Here is a 17,708-nt window from a genome sequence, read left to right on the forward strand (position 1 = left end):
GGATCAGGCCGAATGATTGAGGCTCGCGAGCGTGGCGCCGCGCTCGACGAGTTCGACGATCAGCGGCGACGGCTTCCAGAACACGGGGGCTTCTTTCGCGAACGCGCGGATGTCGGCGAGCACATTCACAAGACCGACGCTGTCGGCGTACTTCATCGGGCCGCCGCGATGGCGCGGAAAGCCGTAGCCGTAGAGGAACGTCACGTCCACATCGAGCGGGCGCAGCGCAATGCCCTGATGCACGACGTTCGCGCCTTCGTTGATCATGGCGGCCATGTAGCGGCGCATGATTTCTTCGTCGGAGAACGCCCGGGGCGTGATGTTCGCGCGCTCGCGCTCGGCATCGATGAGCGCCTCGACTTCGTGATCGGGCGTGCCGGTGCGCGCGCCGTCGGGATACAGGTAGTAGCCGCGCCCCGTCTTCTGGCCGAACCAGCCGCGCTCGCAGATGCGGTCGGCGATCTGCACGTAGCGCGCGTTCGGATCGCGCGTCGCGGCCCGGCGCTTGCGCGTGGCCCAGCCGATATCGCCGCCCGCGAGGTCCGACACCTGGAACGGCCCCATCGGAAAGCCGAACTCGCGAACCGCGCGGTCGATCTGATACGGCGATGCGCCATCTTCCATCATGTGATCGGCCGCCGCGCGATAGATCGCCAGCACGCGGTTGCCAATGAAGCCGTCGCACACGCCCGCCCGCACGGGCACCTTGCGCAGCCTCTTGGCCAGCGCGAACGCGGTGGCGACCACGTCCGCGCTGACCTGCGCAGGCACCACGACTTCGAGCAGCTTCATGATGTTCGCGGGGGAAAAGAAGTGCAGGCCGATCACATCGCCGGGACGCGAGACGCTGGCCGCGATCGCGTCGATGTCGAGATACGACGTGTTGGTGGCGAGCACGGCGCCTCGCTTGCACACGCGGTCGAGTTCGGCGAATACGGCCTGCTTGACGGTCATGTCCTCGAAGACGGCTTCGATCACGAGATCGGCTGAAGCGAGCGCATCGTACGACGTGCTGCCGTTCCAGCGCGTCAGTACGGCCGCTTTCGCCTCGGATGTCATGCGCCCTTTCGCTATCAGCCCGTCATAGACCTTTTCGATGTGGGCGCGGCCGCGTGCAAGCGATGCGTCGTCGCGTTCGATCATCGTCACGGGCAGACCCGCATCGAGCAGTGCAACGGCAATGCCCGCGCCCATCGTGCCGCCGCCGATCACGCCGACGCTCGTCACGGCACGCGCTTTCGCATGACGCGTCTCGGGCGCCTTGAGCACCTCGCGTTCGGCGAAGAACGCGTGAATCAAGCCGGCCCGCTGCGGGCTGTCCAGACACTGCAGAAACAATTGGCGCTCGTGACGCAGACCATCGTCGAAAGGCAGTTCGAGCGCGGCCTGCACCGCATCGACGATCTTGAGCGGCGAGAACAGACCGCGCGCGTTCTTCGATGTTTCGGCGCGCGCGGCTTCGATGGCGGCCCGGCTGGCCATGCGGTCCGCGAGTCCGTCCGCCTCGCGAGTGCGGCGCACGGGCGCCTTCGCATCGAGCAATGCCTGGACGCAGGCAAGGCCCTCGTTCAGCACGTCATCCGTTTCGCCCACTCGATCGACGAGGCCGAGCGCTAGCGCCTCCCGCGCTCCCACGTGACGGCCGCTCAACATCAGGTCGAGCGCTGCCTTTGCGCCGATGAGACGCGGCGCGCGCTGTGTGCCGCCTGCCCCCGGCAGCAAGCCGAGCGTGACTTCCGGCAAGCCGAGCTTCGCGTTGGCGACAGCGACGCGATAGTGCGCGGCCAGTGCGATCTCGAGCCCGCCGCCCAGCGCCGCGCCATGAATGGCCGTCACAACCGGCTTGCGACACGCTTCAATCCTGTTGCAGACGGCGGGCAGCGACGGCGGCAACGGCGGCTTGCCGAACTCCTTGATATCCGCGCCGCCGATGAAGTTGCGTCCGGCGCCGATCAGCAACACCGCGTCGACGGAAGCGTCCTGTTCGGCGGCTTCGATAGCGTCGCTCAGTGCGCATCGCACCGCTACGCCCAGCGCGTTGACGGGAGGATTGTCGACAGTGACGACAAGAATGCGATTGTGCAGCTCACGCCTGACCGCGTGGCCTGTCGGGCCGGAAGTCATATCCCGCGTCTCCATGTACTTTGTGTTGACTGATTGTTAAATGCGCAGCACGCATTGACAATCCAACTGACAGTTGACGAACTGTTAACTGAAAATTGACACTGGACGCGAGGTATGACGGGGCGGGATGAACCGCCTGTCGATGCGAATGCCGGTCTAGCTCCAGGTTTGGGCGAGCGACAGGATTTCCGCCCGCAGATAGTCGATCAGCGCCTGCGTCGCGGGCGACGGATAGCGATTGGGCAGCGTCACGATATATAGGGTGTTCTGCATCCCCGCCACACGGAATTGCGGCAGGACTCGCTGCAGTTCGCAGCTGGTCGGCGCATGCGGCACATAGGCCGGCAACAGTCCGATGCCCATGCCCCGGCACACGGCTTCCGTCAGAAACGGATAGTCCGATGACTGCAGCGCAGGCTGCATCGTGACCACGTGGACGTCCGTCTCGTCCTCACGGTGCGTGAGCGTCATCGTGACGCGACGGCCAGGATAGGCCGACGCGACCAGCGTCTGCTTTTCGAGGTCGCTCGGGCATTCAATCGGACCGTGCGTGTCGACATAGTCAGCTGACGCGACCAGGTTCCAGTCGATCGTGCAGATATTGCGCGCCACGTAATCGAGCGGGGGCGTCGCCGTGATCCGGATAGCGACGTCGACTTCGGCTGCGATCAGGTCTTCGATCCGGTTGTTGAACGTCACCGTGAGCGTGATGCCGGGATGCGTGCGCGCGAACTCCAGCAGCTTGCCGCCGAGAAACATCCTGCCGAAGCCCGTAGGCACGCTGATGCGAACGCGGCCGCTCAAGGTCTGCCCGAGGCTGTCGATCGAGGCCTGCGCCGTGCTCAGGTCTTCGAGCATGCGCTGCCCGCATTCGTACAGCGTGTGGCCGGCTTGCGTCAGTTCGAAACTGCGCGTCGAGCGGCGCAGCAGTTGCGCACCGGTTTCGCGTTCCAGCGCCTTGAGCCGCTGACTGATATTCGCGCGCGTCATGCCGAGTTTGCGCGCGGCGGCACTGAGGCTACGCGACTCGACAATTTCGACAAACAGGACGATCAGGTTCAGGTCCATGATTTGATGGTGCGATTGATTGCCTGTCGATCAGGTGCGGCCGCTTGCGCCTTTTCGGCACGCGGCACCAGTTTAAGGCAGCGTTCGGCTAGCCAGACCCTCATGTGCTCGTCCAGACGGTTGCAAGAGACTTGTCCGTTCGCTGATCAGAATCAGTGTCAGGGATTGGCCGTGCCTGTGTGAAAGCGCACTCATTGCTCAAACTGAGTCGACGCATTGAGGCCGCGTGACTCATGGTCCGTGGACTTGATGCCCGGCCCCAACGGGTCGCCTCGGCCGAAGCTCTACCGCAGTCTAAACCGGCGTGCTCGCGGCTTATCGGCTCAACGCAGCCTGAGCCCGTTGCAGCCACTCGCTATTGTGTTCGCGAGCATGGCGCGGCCAATGCTTCGCGTCGTGCACGATCTCAGCATAGAGTTCGCGCGCACGCTGGCGGTCGGCGTCGTCGGGCTGCGCCGCGAGCCAGTCAGCGTATAGGCAACGGGGGGCGGCGTCGCTTGCGCTTGCGAGCGCCACCTCGAACGCGGCGCGTGTACCTGTCGCACCGATCGCCGACAGGACGCGCGCATTGAGCAAGGACGGCTCCGGCCGCTGGCGGGCGAGAGGATCGACCGCGAACAGTTTTTCCAGCGTGTCCCGCGAAGCCGCAGCATCACCGTTGGCAAACTGCGCACGCGCCAAGCCTTGAAGTAAAGCGGGATCGGATGAGAACGGCCCGCTGGCTGCCGCCTGGTAGTGCTCGAGGGCTTCGGAAGCACTTCCCGCATCGAGCAGCGCTGCGCCTAGCCGCATGCGATGCGCGACGGTCGGCGCACGATCGAAATCTGTCCGTGCCTCGCGCACCGCCCGGTTAGGATCGACAAGCTGCGAGATGGCTTTCGTCGCCGCCATCGCGCCACGCGACTGCCGCAGGGCGGGCAAGTAAACAACGAAGAAGTACACCAGACTGCCCAAGCCTGGGAACAGAAACAGGATCAGCAGCCAGTACATGTTCTGCTGGTTTCGCACGGCATGCACCGCGAAGAACACGGCGATGATGACGTAAAGGCTGATTCCGAATATGCGCATTTACGAGGAGGTCAGTTGAGGTGCGTCGCCAGCGGCACGTGAGCGAAGCGACAGAACGCTATTGTGGCAGAAACGCCGCGCCGCACCTGTTGGCCAACTGGAACCCGCATGCCGGAGCATATAGCCCCCGCACCGTCCTCGTTCCAAACCATCGCACCATCTTCGGGCAAGGAAATTCCCCAATTGCGCGCGCAATTTTTTTCCACTTGCGCCGCATTTTTTTGATTGTGCATTATGCGTTGTGCACAGCACAAACGCAGATCACGTACCGATGGGGATGTCCATGAGTCTCTCTGCCTTTGCCACTGCGCCAGCAGCAGGCGCAAAAGATACGACGCTCGCGTCGGGTATGGACCGCCTGAAGGTCCAGCAGCTTAGCCATGCATTTCGGACTGCAGATGGTGTCGACGTGCCGATCTTCGAGCGCCTCGACTTCAGCGTGAAAAGCGGTGAGATCGTGTCGATCGTCGGTCGCAGCGGCGCCGGCAAGAGCACTCTCTTCAATCTCGTTTCAGGGTTGATCCAGCCGCAATCGGGCCATGTCAGCGTGGGCGCGCGCGAGGATGGCAGCGCGGGCCGCATCGCCTACATGCTGCAAAAGGATCTGCTGATGCCGTGGCGCACGGTGTTGCAAAACGCGGTACTCGGCATCGAACTGTATCGCAAGGTCAAAGCGGCTGATTACGAACGCGCGCGTCAGATGCTGTCGCGTTACGGTCTGGGCGCCGTGGCCGACGCTTACCCGCATTCGCTTTCCGGCGGCATGCGCCAGCGCGTGGCGCTGACGCGCACGCTGCTCGTCGACCCCACCCTGGTGCTGCTGGACGAGCCGTTTTCAGCGCTCGACTATGAAACCCGGCTGGCACTCGAAGACGATGTGATGGCACTGCGTGAGCAAAGCGGCACGAGCGTCGTGCTGGTCACGCACGATATCGAAGAAGCCATCGCCGTAAGCGACCGCGTGATCCTTCTCGGCGGCCGCCCCGCGCGCATCGAAGACGACATCGACGTGCGCCTCACCACGCACGGACCGCGCACCGCGGTATCGGCGCGCGAAGCGCCTGAATTCCGCACCTTCCATTCGCGCGTCTGGAACGGACTGCGCAGCCATACCATCCAGCACTCGGGAGCCACGGCATGAGCGACGTCGCAATGTCATCCGAAGCACCCGTGCGCCGGCGCACGAAGCAACGCCAGGCGGCGAAGCTCGGCACCACGGGCGCTGTTGCGCTCATCGTCGTTGCGCTCATCGCGCTGTGGCAGGTAGCCGTCTCCGCTGGCTGGATCAACGGCAAGCTGCTGGGCTCACCAGCGGGCATCTGGCTCGCAGCGCAGCAAGGTCTGAACGGCGGCACGCTGATGAGCGACACGCTCGTCACGCTCTACGAAACCGTACTCGGTCTCGTGGTAGGCAGCGGACTCGGCATCGCGCTAGGTTTGCTGCTGTGGTTCGTACCGCGCGTCTCGGGTGTCGCCGAGGGCCTGTCGGTCATTCTGAACAGTATCCCGAAGATCGCGCTCGGACCGCTCATCGTCATCTGGTTCGGCTCCGACATGACGTCGAAAGTCTGGCTCGCCGGCATTTCCACGTTTGCGGTGGCGATGATCTCTTCGTGCGCCGCCGCGCGCGAAGTCGACAAGGACCTGCTCAACCTGTTCCGCTCATTCAACGCGAAGCCTTCGATGATCTTCACCAAGCTCATCCTGCCAGGCGCCATGCCGTGGGTGTTTTCCACGCTGCGCGTGAACATCGGCTTCGCGCTGATCGGCGCGGTGGTGGGCGAGTACATCGCTTCGCAGGCGGGGTTGGGACACGAAGTGTTCGTCGCGGGGTCGCTGTTCGATCTGAACACCGTGTGGCTCGGCATCATCGTGCTCACGCTAATGGCGACGCTCTTGAGCTGGATCGTTCAATTCACGGAAGCAAAGGTCATTTCATGGAAGGCAAAACGATGAAACGGATGAACGCACGTATGGGCGCGATCGCGGCGGCTGCCGTGATTACGGGGTTCGCGGCGCAGTTGCCCGCGCAAGCGGCCGAGCCGGTGACCGTGTATCAGGCATTCCAGTCGATTCAGTATCTGCCCCTCTACGTGGCTATCGACAAGGGTATCTTCGCGAAGAACGGGCTCGACGTGACGAAGGTCACGGCGGGCAGCGGTGCGGCGGGCGTGGCGGCCGTGATCGGCGGCCATGCGGACTTCTCGCTGCAAGATCCGATGACGGCCGTGCTCGCGAACCTGAAGGGCGCGAGCGTCATCAGCGTGGCAAATGTGGTGGCGGGCGTGCCCGTATGGGTGATCGCGCCGCCGGATGCGGGCGTGCACCAGCCCGGCGACATGTCGAGCAAGAGCGTGGCGGTCGCGCTGCCGCCGTCCACCAGCACGTATCTGCTGCAACGCCTCATCAAGGACCAGAAGATCGAGAAGGTGTCGCTCAACACCGTGCAGCTCGGCACGGAACTCGCACCCGTCACCGCGGGACGCAGCCAGGCGGCGGCCGTCTACGAGCCGCAGGCCGATACGGCTATCGCGCAGGGCTACAAGATCGTCTATGGCTTTCCGAAAGCCTATCCGGGCGGCTACGCATTCTCGACCATCGACACGCTCGCATCGACCATCAAGGACAAGCCGAAGATGGTGGCCGCATTCGTGAAGTCGATCGGCGAGGCCGAGGCGCTCATTCACCAGTCGCCGCAGACGGCCAAGGACGTCGCCAAGAGCGAATTCCCGTCGCTCGACCCGAAAATCGTGGAAGCGGCCGTTGGACGCCTGATCGACCAGAACATCTACGCGCCGACGCCCGATATCTCCGAGCAGGCTTTCCGCAACGCGCTGGATCTGCAGGAGTCGATCGGCAATATCAAGCCGGGTGCGGTCACTTATGCAGGGTCGGTCGACAATTCGTTCGCGGCTACGCTGGCAAAATAAGGCACTTGCAGTCATAGCCGGCAATCGACTCACGCGTTCGTGCGCGAACGCTTCCAATGGAACTTCAACATGACCGAAGCCTCGACGTCGTTCGTGACGGAACTGATCGCGCAACGCGGCAATGTCGCTGCGAGCCGCGCCCGCCTGGACGCGGCCATCGCGCGTGCCGACGTGCTCGAACCCACGCTGCGCGCCTTCACGTACCGCCCCGAATCGTACGTCGAGCCGGATGCGTGCGCGCCGCTCGCGGGCCTGCCCGTTGGTGTGAAGGATCTGATCGACACCGTCGATATGCCGACCGCGTACGGCTCGCCGATCTATCGCGACCATCGCCCGCAGGCGGATGCCGCCATCGTGACGAAGCTGCGCGAATATGGCGCGCTCGTATTCGGCAAGACCGTCACGACGGAATTCGCGTGGCGCCAGCCCGGCCCGACCGTCAATCCGTGGCGCCACACGCACACCCCTGGCGGCTCGTCGAGCGGCTCTGCGGCGGCCGTGGGCGCCGGCATCGTGCCGCTCGCGCTCGGCACGCAAACGGTCGGGTCTGTGATCCGTCCGGCCGCCTATTGCGGCGCGGTCGGCTACAAGCCGAGCTACGGCAGCATTGCGCGCGACGGCGTGCATCCCCTCGCCGCATCGCTCGACCATATCGGCTTTTTCGCGCAGTCGGTGGAAACGGCCGCGCTCGCGCACGCGCTGTTCGTCGCCGGGCGTCCTGACACGATCGAAAGCGCCGCTAACTGGCAAGCATGGTTCGCGCCGCTCGCCGCGCCGCCCCGTCTGGGTATCGTGCGCACGCCCTTCGATGCGCGCCTGCAGGACGCGCAGCACGCTAACTTCGAAGCAGCACTTGCGCAGTTGCGCGCAGCAGGCGCTGAGGCGGTCGAAATCGGATTCGGCGCGGATCTCGCGCAGATCGTCGATGCGCTGCAGGTGGTCCTGCGCGTGGAGGCGTGGCACGCAATCGGCCCGGTGTCGGAGTATCACCGCGCGCAACTCAGCCATCACATGCAGGCGCTGATCGATGAAGGCGCGGCAATATCCGAAGCGCGCTACCGCGATGCGCTGGAGTTGCAGTCCGCATTGCGTGCGCAGTCGGCGCGCTGCTCGCGCTGCTCGCGCTCGTCGCGTGCCGGCGACGGGCGCGGCACCCGAAGGTCTCGACGACACGGGCGACCCGGTCTTTTGCGCGCCGTGGAGCCTGCTCGGCGTGCCTGCGGTGACGGTGCCGTCGGGCTGGACCGCACAGGGCTTGCCGCTCGGGTTCCAGATCGTCGGCGCATACGGCGACGATCTCGCGACGCTGCGCACGGCGGCGTGGGTGGAAGGCGCGATCGGCGCGCGGCGCGACCTCGCGCCTGACGCACGCGGCGAATCGGCCGCCTGATCGGTTCGCACAGACGCGCAACAACGGGCACCGACAGACCAGATCAATAGCAGGAGACGCCATGGGCAAGCCGTATCGCACGATTCAGGAGTATGTATTGGGCACGCTGCGCGCGGAGATCCTGCAAGGTGTTTATGCGGCGGGCACGCGGCTGCGCCAGGAGGAAGTCGCGAAGCGGCTCGGTGTGAGCACGACGCCCGTGCGCGAGGCATTTCGCGATCTGCGCGCGGAAGGGCTCGTCGCGATCGATCCCAACAAGGGCGTCGAAGTGCGCGGCCTGACCGCAGACGACGTCAGTGAGATCTACGAATTACGCATGATGCTGGAACCGATGCTTGCGGAGCGCGCGTGTCTGAACGCGAGCGTCGAGCAACTCGACGCCGCGAATGCGTGCCACGCGGCGATGAGCGCGGCCGCGCCTACTTCGGAACATTGGACGCTGCTCAACGAAGAGTTCCACCAGGCGCTCATGCAAAGCGAAGCCAGCACGCGGCTGTTCGAGGTCGTGCGCGGATTGTCGCTGCTCGCAAGGCCCTATGTCTCGCTGTCCATGTACGTGAAGCCAGATATCATGGCGAGCAACAACGAAGAGCATGCGCAGTTGCTGGGGGCGTGGCGCGCTCGCGACACGGTCGCAGTGCGCGAGCAGACGCGCGTGCATCTGCTCAATACGCGCGATGCAATCGTCGCATGCGTCGACCAGTCGGCGCGCGCGCTGGCCGCATGATCCGCGGCCTTTCACTGCGTGAGCGCTACATCCCGATACGCCAATCACGACCCGAATGTCAGACTCCCTGCTGGAACTGTCCGCCGTCGAGGCGCGACGCCTGATCGGCGCGGGCGAGCTGTCGCCAGTCGACCTGCTCGACGCGTGTCTGGCACGCATCGAAGCCATCGAGCCGTCCGTCAACGCACTTGCCGCCACCGCGTTCGAAAGGGCGCGCGACGAGGCGCGGCGCGCGCAGGAGGCCGTCGCGCGCCGTGAACCGCTCGGCCTGCTGCACGGCTTGCCCATCGGTGTGAAGGATCTCGAAGAGACGGCCGGCCTGTTGACCACCTATGGCTCGCCGCTCTATCGGGACCATGTGCCCGCCGCGGACAACACGTTCGTCGCTCGTCTGCGTACGGCAGGCGCGATCGTCACGGCGAAAACGAACACCCCGGAAATGGGCGCGGGCGCCAACACGCGCAACGTGGTGTGGGGCGCGACGGGCAACCCGTTCGAGCCGCGTCTGAATGCAGGCGGTTCGTCGGGCGGCTCGGCGGTGGCACTCGCCACGGGCATGCTTCCGCTCGCGACGGGTTCGGACCTCGGCGGTTCGCTGCGAATTCCCGCCGCGCTTTGCGGCGTAGTGGGCTTTCGGGCGTCGCCCGGTCTGGTGCCATCGGCGCATCGGCTGCTGGGCTGGGCGCCGAACTGGGTCAGCGGGCCGATGGGACGCAGTGTCGCCGACGTGCGCCTGCAACTGGCCGCCGTCGCGGGACACTCGCCAGACGATCCGCTCGGCTATCCCTCCACGCTGGAACCGCACGCCGCTGCGCGCCTCGATCACAACATTCTCCGTATCGGCTATACAGAAGATTTTGGTGTCTGCGCGGTCGATGCGTCGATTCGCGCAACGTTTCGCGCGAAGCTCGCGCGCATCGCGACGCAGGTGCGCGTGTGCGAACCCATCGATCCCGCCGAACTCGACATGGGCGATGCGCACCGCGTGTTCGACGTGGTGCGCGCACAGGAATTCGTCGCAAGTCTGCGTGAGACTTATGAGCGCGATCCGTCTCTGCTTGGGCCGAACACGCGCACGAATTACGAGATGGGCAGTGCACTCAAGCTCGCCGACGTCGCACGCGCCGACACACAGCGTACCGCGCTATACCGGCGCTTCCAGAGGCTGTTCGCACGCTACGACGTGATCGTTTCGCCCGTTTCGCCCGTCACGCCGTTCGCATGGACCACGCCGCACTGCGCGCAGATCGATGGCGTTGAGCTGGAGAACTACTACCGCTGGGTCGCACTCACTTATGTTGTCACGCTGCTCACTAATCCGTCGCTGTCGTTGCCATGCGGCATCGATCACATGGGCATGCCGTTCGGTTTGCAGATGATCGGTCCGATGCGTGGAGAAGCGCGCCTTCTCGATGTCGCGCAAACGCTCGAAGCCGCGTTCGCACGCGACGACGCGCTCGCGCGGCCCGTACCCGATCTGCAGAAGCTGCGCGACGCGCGTGAGGACGTGCAGGCGGACCTGCGCGCCATCGTCACGCATCCGCCGGGTTGGCGGATCGACGGTTGATTCTCGCGGTTACTGTCTTCGTTTTCCTATAACAAGGTCAATGGCTGGTCATCCACGGCCGGCCGCGACCGTTGCTCTGCCCCGGACGGCCTGCCGGGGCCGACACGCCGTAGCCCTCACGCGCCGAGACACGCGCCGTACCGCGTTCCGATCTCGACCAGCTTTGAGACGTCGGGCGGCATCGCGGTAACTTCACGATCGATCGTTGTGAACAGGTTCGCCGCCTGGCTGGTGTGACTGGTAATGGACAGCATCTCGACACCGCCGGGGCCGCAGCGGAAGCTGTGAATCGTGCCGGCCGGGACATGAACGAACGACCCGGCGGTCGCGATGGAGCGGGTGCCGTCGTAAGTCATTTCGACGCTGCCGTTGATCACGTAGAAAGATTCGTCCCAGTCATGGCTGTGGGGTGGCGGGCCGCTGCCTTCCGGGCCGCGTTGCAGGAAGACCTCGTAGCCTTGCGTAGCGGCATGGCTGGCGAGGACCGTGATTTTCTCGCCGAGAACGTTCAGCGCACGCGCGTAGGTTTCTGGCGTCACGAACAAGGGCCGGGGGTTCATGTCGGTCTCCTCGATGATCATCGAAAACTGTGGGGCTCGCGGCCGGCCGCGAGGCTAAGGAGGGCGGCTGGCGCAGCAGCCACCGAAAATTGGCGATCATTCCGCCGGTGCCGGCGTTCGGTCGAATTCCAATACCCAGTGTAGTGGATCGGCATTGTGCGAGGCGCCTGATTGGCTACATCTCGTGCATTGCCTCGCGGTGAGGCGGGAAGTGTCTGCCTCACAGCCGATCGTCTGGCGCTTGCCGTCTGACGGACATAGCCAACGAGAGAATAAGGCGTCGCGCATTGGATGGCCGCTCGTGTTGAAACATAGCGATCAAGCGTTCGATTGTCCCTGACCGACCCTCAACCGCCAGATGAATACGCGAGGCCTTCGACCGTCTTGGTTCAGACAGCGGCCGTTTAAAGCGCGCAATCGTACTCAGTCGCCGGCCCCAGCACGCGTTGCCAAATACTCCACCATGCGCTGAGCCGCCGGCTGTAGAGACTCGAAGTCCTTGTAGCAGACGATAAAACGACGTTGCGCCCACTCATCTGTCAATGGTATGACCCGCACACCCAGCACTGAGCTGTAGGTTGTTGATACTTCAATGGGAACGACGCTTATCCCGAGCCCCGCCGCGACGACTCGGAACGTCGCGTCGAAACTCGACACGATCACACGATAGGAAAGGGTCCGACCGGCCGCAGCCGCTGCGCGTTTGAGCATCGTATGAACAGCGGTGGCGGGCGGCAGTCCGACGTGTTTGTAGTCGAGTGTCTGATCGAACCTCACACTCTCGAACCGGGCTAGTGGATGATCGCGATGGACAGCCAGCCCCAGTTGATCGTTGCGATATGAGCGCGTCTCCAGCCCTTGCACATCGATGTTGTCCCAACAGACGCCGACCATCGCCGCGCCTTCCCGCAGTTGCCGGACAAGGTCGGCGGACAGGCGCTCTTCGACGTCGACGTTGATGTTCGCGTTTGCCGGTTCGCGCATGAAGGACGCAATATCGTCCAACAGCGCCTCCGCAATGGCCGAAGCCGACGCACAGATGCTGACACGCCCTTTGAGGCCGGCGCCAAACGATGTCACGTCGTTTGCAATGCGATCCATCGTGAACAGCACGTTCCGGGCGTGTTCGAGAAGGGCAATCCCGGCCGGCGTCGGTTCGACGCCGCGACGAGAACGCGAAAGCACGGGAACGCCCAGATCCGACTCCAGTTGCGCGATTCGCTTGCTGATGGCGGACGGCTCAATGTGCGCCTCTTGCGCAGCTCGCGCGATATTACGCTGATCGCAAACGGCGACGAACAGCCGCAGCGTCTTTATGTCGATCTCGCGCACCGCGGTCACCTCCCTTCCCGTATTCGTGGACCCGTGACAGCAACACGGGAACGCCTTCAGAGACATTCCGTTTCGGAACGATTTCGCTTCCAAACGATCGCTTTACGAATTTTCGGGAATCTCTAAAGTATTGTCAAAGACCGGCGAGCACATCCGTTTGCAGGGTATGAAGGCATGCTTCGCGGGCGACCGCTTTTGCTGCGGCGACTTCCATGACACGCGCGGTCTCGCGCTCGCCAATGTCCATGCCGCGCTCGAAACCGGCGTCGCGCGTTTCGATGCAACGCTCGCCGGCATCGGCGGCTGTCCGCATGCGCCCGGCGCAAGCGGCAATGCATCCAGCGAAGACCTGGCCTTCATGCTCGCCGACATGGGCATCGAGACCGACATCGACATTCCCGCCTTGCTGACACTGCGCGCAAAGGTCGCGCGATGGCTCGCCGGCGAAACCCTTCACGGCGCGTTGTGGCTCGCCGGACTGCCCAAAACCTTCGCGGCTTGCGCTGCGCTCAACACCTGAGGCCACACCGTGAACACTATGAGTACCCACGCAAGACTCCCGCTCGACGGCATTCGCGTCATCGAGTTCACGCACATGGTCATGGGACCGACGTGCGGCATGATCCTCGCCGATCTTGGCGCGGAGGTCATCAAGATCGAGCCGCCGGGCGGCGACAAGACCCGCAAGCTGCCGGGTCTCGGCATAGGCTTTTTCCGTTCGTTCAATCGGAACAAGAAGAGCGTCGTGCTCGACATCAATACGCCCGAAGGCAAGGAAGCCGCGATCGAACTGATCGGTACCTGCGACGTGTTGCTCGAAAACTTCCGCCCAGGGCTGATGAATAAGCTCGGTCTCGATTACGACACGCTCTCGAAGCGCCATCCGGCGCTCGTCTATGTTTCGCACAAGGGCTTCCTGCCGGGGCCATACGAGAAGCGCCTCGCGCTCGACGAAGTCGTGCAGATGATGGGCGGTCTCTCGTACATGACGGGACCGGTCGGCCGGCCGCTGCGCGCGGGGACGTCGGTGAACGACATCATGGGCGGCATGTTCGGCGCAATCGGCGTGCTTGCGGCCCTGCGTGAGCGCGACAACACCGGCCTTGGTCAGGAAGTGCAGAGCGCCCTCTTCGAGAACTGCGTGTTTCTCTCTGCGCAGCACATGCAGCAGTACTCGATGACCGGCGAAGCGCCGCCGCCAATGCCCGCGCGCATGTCGGCGTGGAGCGTATACGACGTCTTCACGCTGGCCGAAGGCGAACAGTTGTTTATCGGGGCGGTCAGCGACAAGCAGTTCATCACCCTGTGCGACCTGCTTGAACGTCCCGACCTCGCGGCCGAACCAAAGTTCGCCAACAACGCATTGCGCGTGGCTGTGCGTCCCGAACTGCTCGAACGGCTGGGCGAGATCCTCAAGGAGCATCGCGCCGACGAACTTGCGCCGAAGCTGGAGGCGGCCGGCATTCCCTACGCGCCGATCGTGCGTCCCGAGCAACTGCTCGACGATCCGCATCTGAGGGCGAGCGGCGGTCTCGTGCAGATGGAGACGGATGATGGCGGCACGACCGACGTCGTGCTGCTGCCGATCACGATGGGCGGACGCCGCCCGGGCGTGCGCCAGGCGCTGGCGCGCGTCGGCGAGCACACGCAGGAAGTGCTCTCGCGTCTGAAGAGCCGGGTGAGCGCATGAGTCTTTTCAGCATCAGTGGCGAGAAGCCGCATCTGGCCGAATCCGCGTGGGTCGCGCCGCAGGCGATCGTGGTCGGCCGCGCAAAGCTTGCTGAGCGCGCGAGCGTGTGCTTCAACCCAGTCATTCGGGCGGGCAACGCACCCGTGGCGATCGGTGAGGGCAGCAACGTGCAGGAAGCGCGCGGGACCCTGCATGAAGCGGCAAAGGCACGCACGACGACCCACGATATTCGGCGGCACGGCAACATGGTGCCCGCCTCGTGTGCAGCAGAAAGTCGCGCGCAAGACCATCCGCGTTCGCACAACATCGATTTTCCCCGCGCACAACAGCCGCACATCTCACGATGGGCCGCGTCAGGTGTTGCGCGGCCCGCGGTCGATCACGCGAAGCGGCCTTCGAGTTCGCCCAGTTTTGCTTCGAGTTCCTCGACGCTCGCGTATCCCGAATGAAAGCCGAAGTACTGGCCTTGCGCTTCGAGCAGCATGGTCGGAAACGATGCAACGCCAAGCGCGCGGGCACGCGCGAAATCTCGTTGCGTCTCTTCCTTCGTTTCCGCCGCCGACCACGTGCGGTAGAACTCGTCGGCGCTCACCTGAACGCCGTTCGCGCCGAGCGCTTGCACAGCGATGTCCGCGAGAACGCGACCATCGGTCGTATCGCGGCCTTCCGCGTAGAAGCCGTGCTGGAGCGCGCGGAACACGGCAAGCAAGCCGTCGTCGCCGGCGATGCGGCGCGCCGCGACTACCGCGCGACACACCGGCTCGGTGTCGTAGACGAAACCTTCGCGCGCGAGGAAGGCTTCGCGGTCGAACGGCAACCCGCTCAGCGCCTCGACGCGTTGCCAGTGCGGCAGCCGGAAACGCTTGCCTGCTGCGTCGAGTACATCGGTCGCGCCAGCGCGGATCCCGCCGACGACGATCTCCAGTTTCAGATCCGGTACGCGCGCCGTGAGTGCCGACAGCTCCTTGCCAAATCCATAGCACCACGAGCACATCGGATCGCCAACATAAATCAGTTTCATTTTCGCCCAGCCTAACGTGAGATTGGTTCGGGTTGCATCAGTGCCGCATGGCGTCAAACCATGTAGCGGCTCGCAGCCAGCACGGCGACTATACGGTCCGCGCTCGGCTCGATAAATGCATCGGCCAGAACTTGTTTTGTTACATGGAGGAAAAACGGATCTCATTCAAGCGGCACCAGCCCACTCAGACGATATCGGAGGCCGCCTGACGCGCCGTGTCAGAAACCGCACCTGCCGCTGATTTTGCAACTGCGGACAGAAGTCATGTTCACCCCGTATACACGCGCACGCGATCCATCACGTCCGTGGGTACATCCACTTCGTGCACCTTGATGTGGCTGCCGGGAATACGCACACCAGCCTGTTCGAGACGTACAAGTGGGCCGATACGCGAATCGCGAATCGGTGCAGCAGCCGTTGGGCCTGAACACGAGAACAAAGAATCTGCCACCGGGACTGTGGCTCTCTTGCGCGTACTGCGGCGCATCGATCGACCCGTTGCCGCCCGTCATGCCCGCAGCAAGGACTCCATGAACTCGCTGGAATCGCCCCAAAGGGCGAGCGCCACAAGCCCGAATCTCAAAGGGCGTAAAGCGCGCGTCAGGCCGGCCTCACGTGGCGTGCGGTGCTCGCTGTGATTACCTCGCTGTTTGGCGCGCTTTACTCTGTGCGCATTGTCAAGCTGATGTACTTCGATTCACCGGCGGATACAGCGACGCTCGCGTCCGGCACGTTTAATCGTGCGCTGCTCGCGTTGAATGGCGTGGTCGTGCTGGTGCTCGGCATCGTGCCGGGTCCGCTGATGCGGGCCTGCCCGCAGGCGATCTCTCACACGCTGCCGCTCTGATGCCGGGAACAAGCTTTTTGATCGGTTGATCTGAGGCCGGCCGCACCGGTGTACCGTTACTGGACGCACTCGTTGCAAGTGACGACCAGGCGGGCGACGCGGCGTCAGCTATCCGCACGGGCCTGGCTCAATACGGTGGTGGTCGTCTGCCCGGAGATTCAGCGCCGTGAGCTACCCATAAATCGGAAGCAGCAGGAATAGCTTGATGACGATCGCGTTTGCGATATCGATAAAAAAGGCACCCACCATTGGTACGACCAGAAAGGCCAGATGGGATGGGCCAAATCGCTCCGTGATGGCCTGCATGTTGGCAATCGCCGTCGGCGTTGCGCCGAGGCCGAAACCGCAATGGCCAGCGGCCAGGACCGCTGCGTCATAGTTGCGGCCCATAACCCTGAAGGTCACGAACATCGCGTAGCCAGCCATCGCAATCGCCTGTATGGCGAGGATCACGAGCAACGGCAGCGCGAGCGAAGCCAGATCCCATAAGCGCAGGCTCATCAACGCGATCGCAAGAAAGAGGCTGAGGCTGACGTTACCCAGCATCGACACGGCCAGTTCTGAAACCGTGTACCAGCCGCGTATGGCGAGCGCGTTGCGCAACACGACCCCGACGAACAGTACCCACACGAAAGCGGGCAACTCGAACACCGTGCCGTTCGACCGGGAAGCAAGTGCAGAGCCGACCGCGAGGCAAACCGCAATCAGCGCGACGGTTTCGATGACGGCGTCTGCCGTGACCGTCCGGACCGCTTTGGGCTGCTCGAAACCGGTTGCGCCTGCCGCGATATCGGGCTCCGGTTTGGGGGCGAGGTGATGGCGTGTGATCAGAAACCGCGCGACCGGGCCGCCGATCAATCCGCCGAGTATCAGGCCGAAGGTCGCGCAAGCGATGGCGATTTCCGTCGCCGCCGCGAGCCCGTGCCGTTCTGCGAACACCTTGGCCCACGCTGCACCCGTGCCATGGCCGCCCGAGAGCGTCACCGATGCCCCGAGCAGGCCGAGAATGCGCTCCTGGCCCAACGCCCAGGCGAGGGCAATTCCGAGCGCATCCTGCATGACGAGCAAGCCGGCCACGACGCCGAGAAACACGACCAACGCCCGACCGCCGGATCTCAGAGCCGCCAGGTCGGCGTTCAGACCTATGGTCGCGAAGAAAGCGAACATCAGCGGGGCCTGCAGGGCGGTATCGAAGCGCACCTCGATGTGAAACAGGCTGCGTAACGCAAAGGCTAGCAACGCCACAAGCAAACCGCCTGCAACCGGCTCGGGGATGCTGTAGGTGCGCAGTACACGTACTCGCGCAAGGATCTGCCGTCCGAGCAGCAGTACGAGGGACGCGGCCATCAGCGTTTCCAGCACGTCGAGGCTCATGTTGTTGTTT

Annotated in this window: 15 protein-coding genes and 2 pseudogenes; 10 read left to right on the forward strand and 7 right to left on the reverse strand. The window is 64.1% G+C overall.

The annotated features are described in order from the left end of the window. Window positions 1-3: 3 nt before the first annotated feature. The 3 genes from H3V53_RS04185 to H3V53_RS04195 form a co-directional block, all read right to left on the reverse strand. The gene (locus tag H3V53_RS04185) at window positions 4-2,124 is read right to left on the reverse strand and encodes a 3-hydroxyacyl-CoA dehydrogenase NAD-binding domain-containing protein (protein ID WP_336596854.1); all 2,121 of its coding nucleotides are present in this window, start codon (window positions 2,122-2,124) and stop codon (window positions 4-6) included. A gap of 156 nt (window positions 2,125-2,280) precedes the next feature. Further along, entirely contained in the window at window positions 2,281-3,192 is a 912-nt protein-coding gene (locus H3V53_RS04190) for a LysR family transcriptional regulator (RefSeq protein WP_336596855.1), read from the reverse strand. Between the two features lie 315 nt (window positions 3,193-3,507). Next, entirely contained in the window at window positions 3,508-4,260 is a 753-nt protein-coding gene (locus tag H3V53_RS04195; protein ID WP_336596856.1) for a tetratricopeptide repeat protein, read from the reverse strand. A gap of 283 nt (window positions 4,261-4,543) precedes the next feature. Here H3V53_RS04195 and H3V53_RS04200 point away from each other — a divergent pair, with 283 nt between their 5' ends. From H3V53_RS04200 to H3V53_RS04225, 6 genes are all read left to right on the forward strand, one after another. Beyond that, window positions 4,544-5,401, forward strand: coding sequence for an ABC transporter ATP-binding protein (locus H3V53_RS04200; RefSeq protein WP_336596857.1), 858 nt, complete (start codon window positions 4,544-4,546; stop codon window positions 5,399-5,401). Beyond that, window positions 5,398-6,216, forward strand: coding sequence for an ABC transporter permease (locus H3V53_RS04205; protein WP_336596858.1), 819 nt, complete (start codon window positions 5,398-5,400; stop codon window positions 6,214-6,216). The genes H3V53_RS04200 and H3V53_RS04205 overlap by 4 nt, the downstream gene beginning before the upstream one ends. A gap of 5 nt (window positions 6,217-6,221) precedes the next feature. Then, window positions 6,222-7,190 (forward strand): ABC transporter substrate-binding protein, encoded by a 969-nt coding sequence (locus tag H3V53_RS04210; protein WP_336596859.1) that lies wholly within the window; start codon window positions 6,222-6,224, stop codon window positions 7,188-7,190. Window positions 7,191-7,259: 69 nt separating this feature from the next. After that, window positions 7,260-8,555 (forward strand): amidase, encoded by a 1,296-nt coding sequence (locus H3V53_RS04215; protein ID WP_336596860.1) that lies wholly within the window; start codon window positions 7,260-7,262, stop codon window positions 8,553-8,555. 86 nt (window positions 8,556-8,641) lie between these two features. Further along, window positions 8,642-9,307, forward strand: coding sequence for a GntR family transcriptional regulator (locus H3V53_RS04220; protein WP_336596861.1), 666 nt, complete (start codon window positions 8,642-8,644; stop codon window positions 9,305-9,307). 55 nt (window positions 9,308-9,362) lie between these two features. Then, window positions 9,363-10,874, forward strand: coding sequence for an amidase (locus tag H3V53_RS04225; protein ID WP_336596862.1), 1,512 nt, complete (start codon window positions 9,363-9,365; stop codon window positions 10,872-10,874). Between the two features lie 116 nt (window positions 10,875-10,990). Here H3V53_RS04225 and H3V53_RS04230 read toward each other — a convergent pair whose 3' ends face one another. Together H3V53_RS04230 and H3V53_RS04235 are read right to left on the reverse strand one after the other, a co-directional pair. After that, window positions 10,991-11,434: a cupin domain-containing protein gene (locus H3V53_RS04230; RefSeq protein WP_054920163.1), complete on the reverse strand. Its 444-nt coding sequence runs from the start codon at window positions 11,432-11,434 to the stop codon at window positions 10,991-10,993. Between the two features lie 423 nt (window positions 11,435-11,857). Then, window positions 11,858-12,766: a LysR family transcriptional regulator gene (locus H3V53_RS04235; RefSeq protein ID WP_336596863.1), complete on the reverse strand. Its 909-nt coding sequence runs from the start codon at window positions 12,764-12,766 to the stop codon at window positions 11,858-11,860. A 181-nt stretch (window positions 12,767-12,947) separates the two neighbouring features. Here H3V53_RS04235 and H3V53_RS04240 point away from each other — a divergent pair. The 3 genes and pseudogenes from H3V53_RS04240 to H3V53_RS04250 form a co-directional block, all read left to right on the forward strand. Continuing rightward, window positions 12,948-13,286, forward strand: a pseudogene (locus H3V53_RS04240) (hydroxymethylglutaryl-CoA lyase); the annotation flags it as partial. 18 nt (window positions 13,287-13,304) lie between these two features. Further along, a complete protein-coding gene (locus tag H3V53_RS04245) occupies window positions 13,305-14,456 on the forward strand; it encodes a CaiB/BaiF CoA transferase family protein (protein ID WP_336596937.1) in 1,152 nt (383 codons plus the stop codon). Further along, entirely contained in the window at window positions 14,453-14,905 is a 453-nt protein-coding gene (locus H3V53_RS04250; RefSeq protein ID WP_336596864.1) for a hypothetical protein, read from the forward strand. Before H3V53_RS04245 ends, H3V53_RS04250 begins: the two co-directional genes overlap by 4 nt. Here H3V53_RS04250 and H3V53_RS04255 read toward each other — a convergent pair. Continuing rightward, window positions 14,836-15,477 (reverse strand): DsbA family protein, encoded by a 642-nt coding sequence (locus H3V53_RS04255; protein WP_336596865.1) that lies wholly within the window; start codon window positions 15,475-15,477, stop codon window positions 14,836-14,838. The genes H3V53_RS04250 and H3V53_RS04255 overlap by 70 nt on opposite strands. Before the next feature lie 604 nt (window positions 15,478-16,081). Here H3V53_RS04255 and H3V53_RS04260 point away from each other — a divergent pair. After that, window positions 16,082-16,324: pseudogene (locus H3V53_RS04260) on the forward strand (NADH:ubiquinone oxidoreductase subunit N); the annotation flags it as partial. A 171-nt stretch (window positions 16,325-16,495) separates the two neighbouring features. On the opposite strand, the gene gltS reads toward H3V53_RS04260, so the two are convergent. Next, entirely contained in the window at window positions 16,496-17,698 is a 1,203-nt protein-coding gene (gene gltS, locus H3V53_RS04265) for a sodium/glutamate symporter (protein ID WP_336596866.1), read from the reverse strand. Between the last annotated feature and the right edge of the window lie 10 nt (window positions 17,699-17,708).

Origin of the sequence: Paraburkholderia bengalensis (assembly GCF_037126505.1) — a bacterium.
Lineage (GTDB): Bacteria > Pseudomonadota > Gammaproteobacteria > Burkholderiales > Burkholderiaceae > Paraburkholderia > Paraburkholderia bengalensis.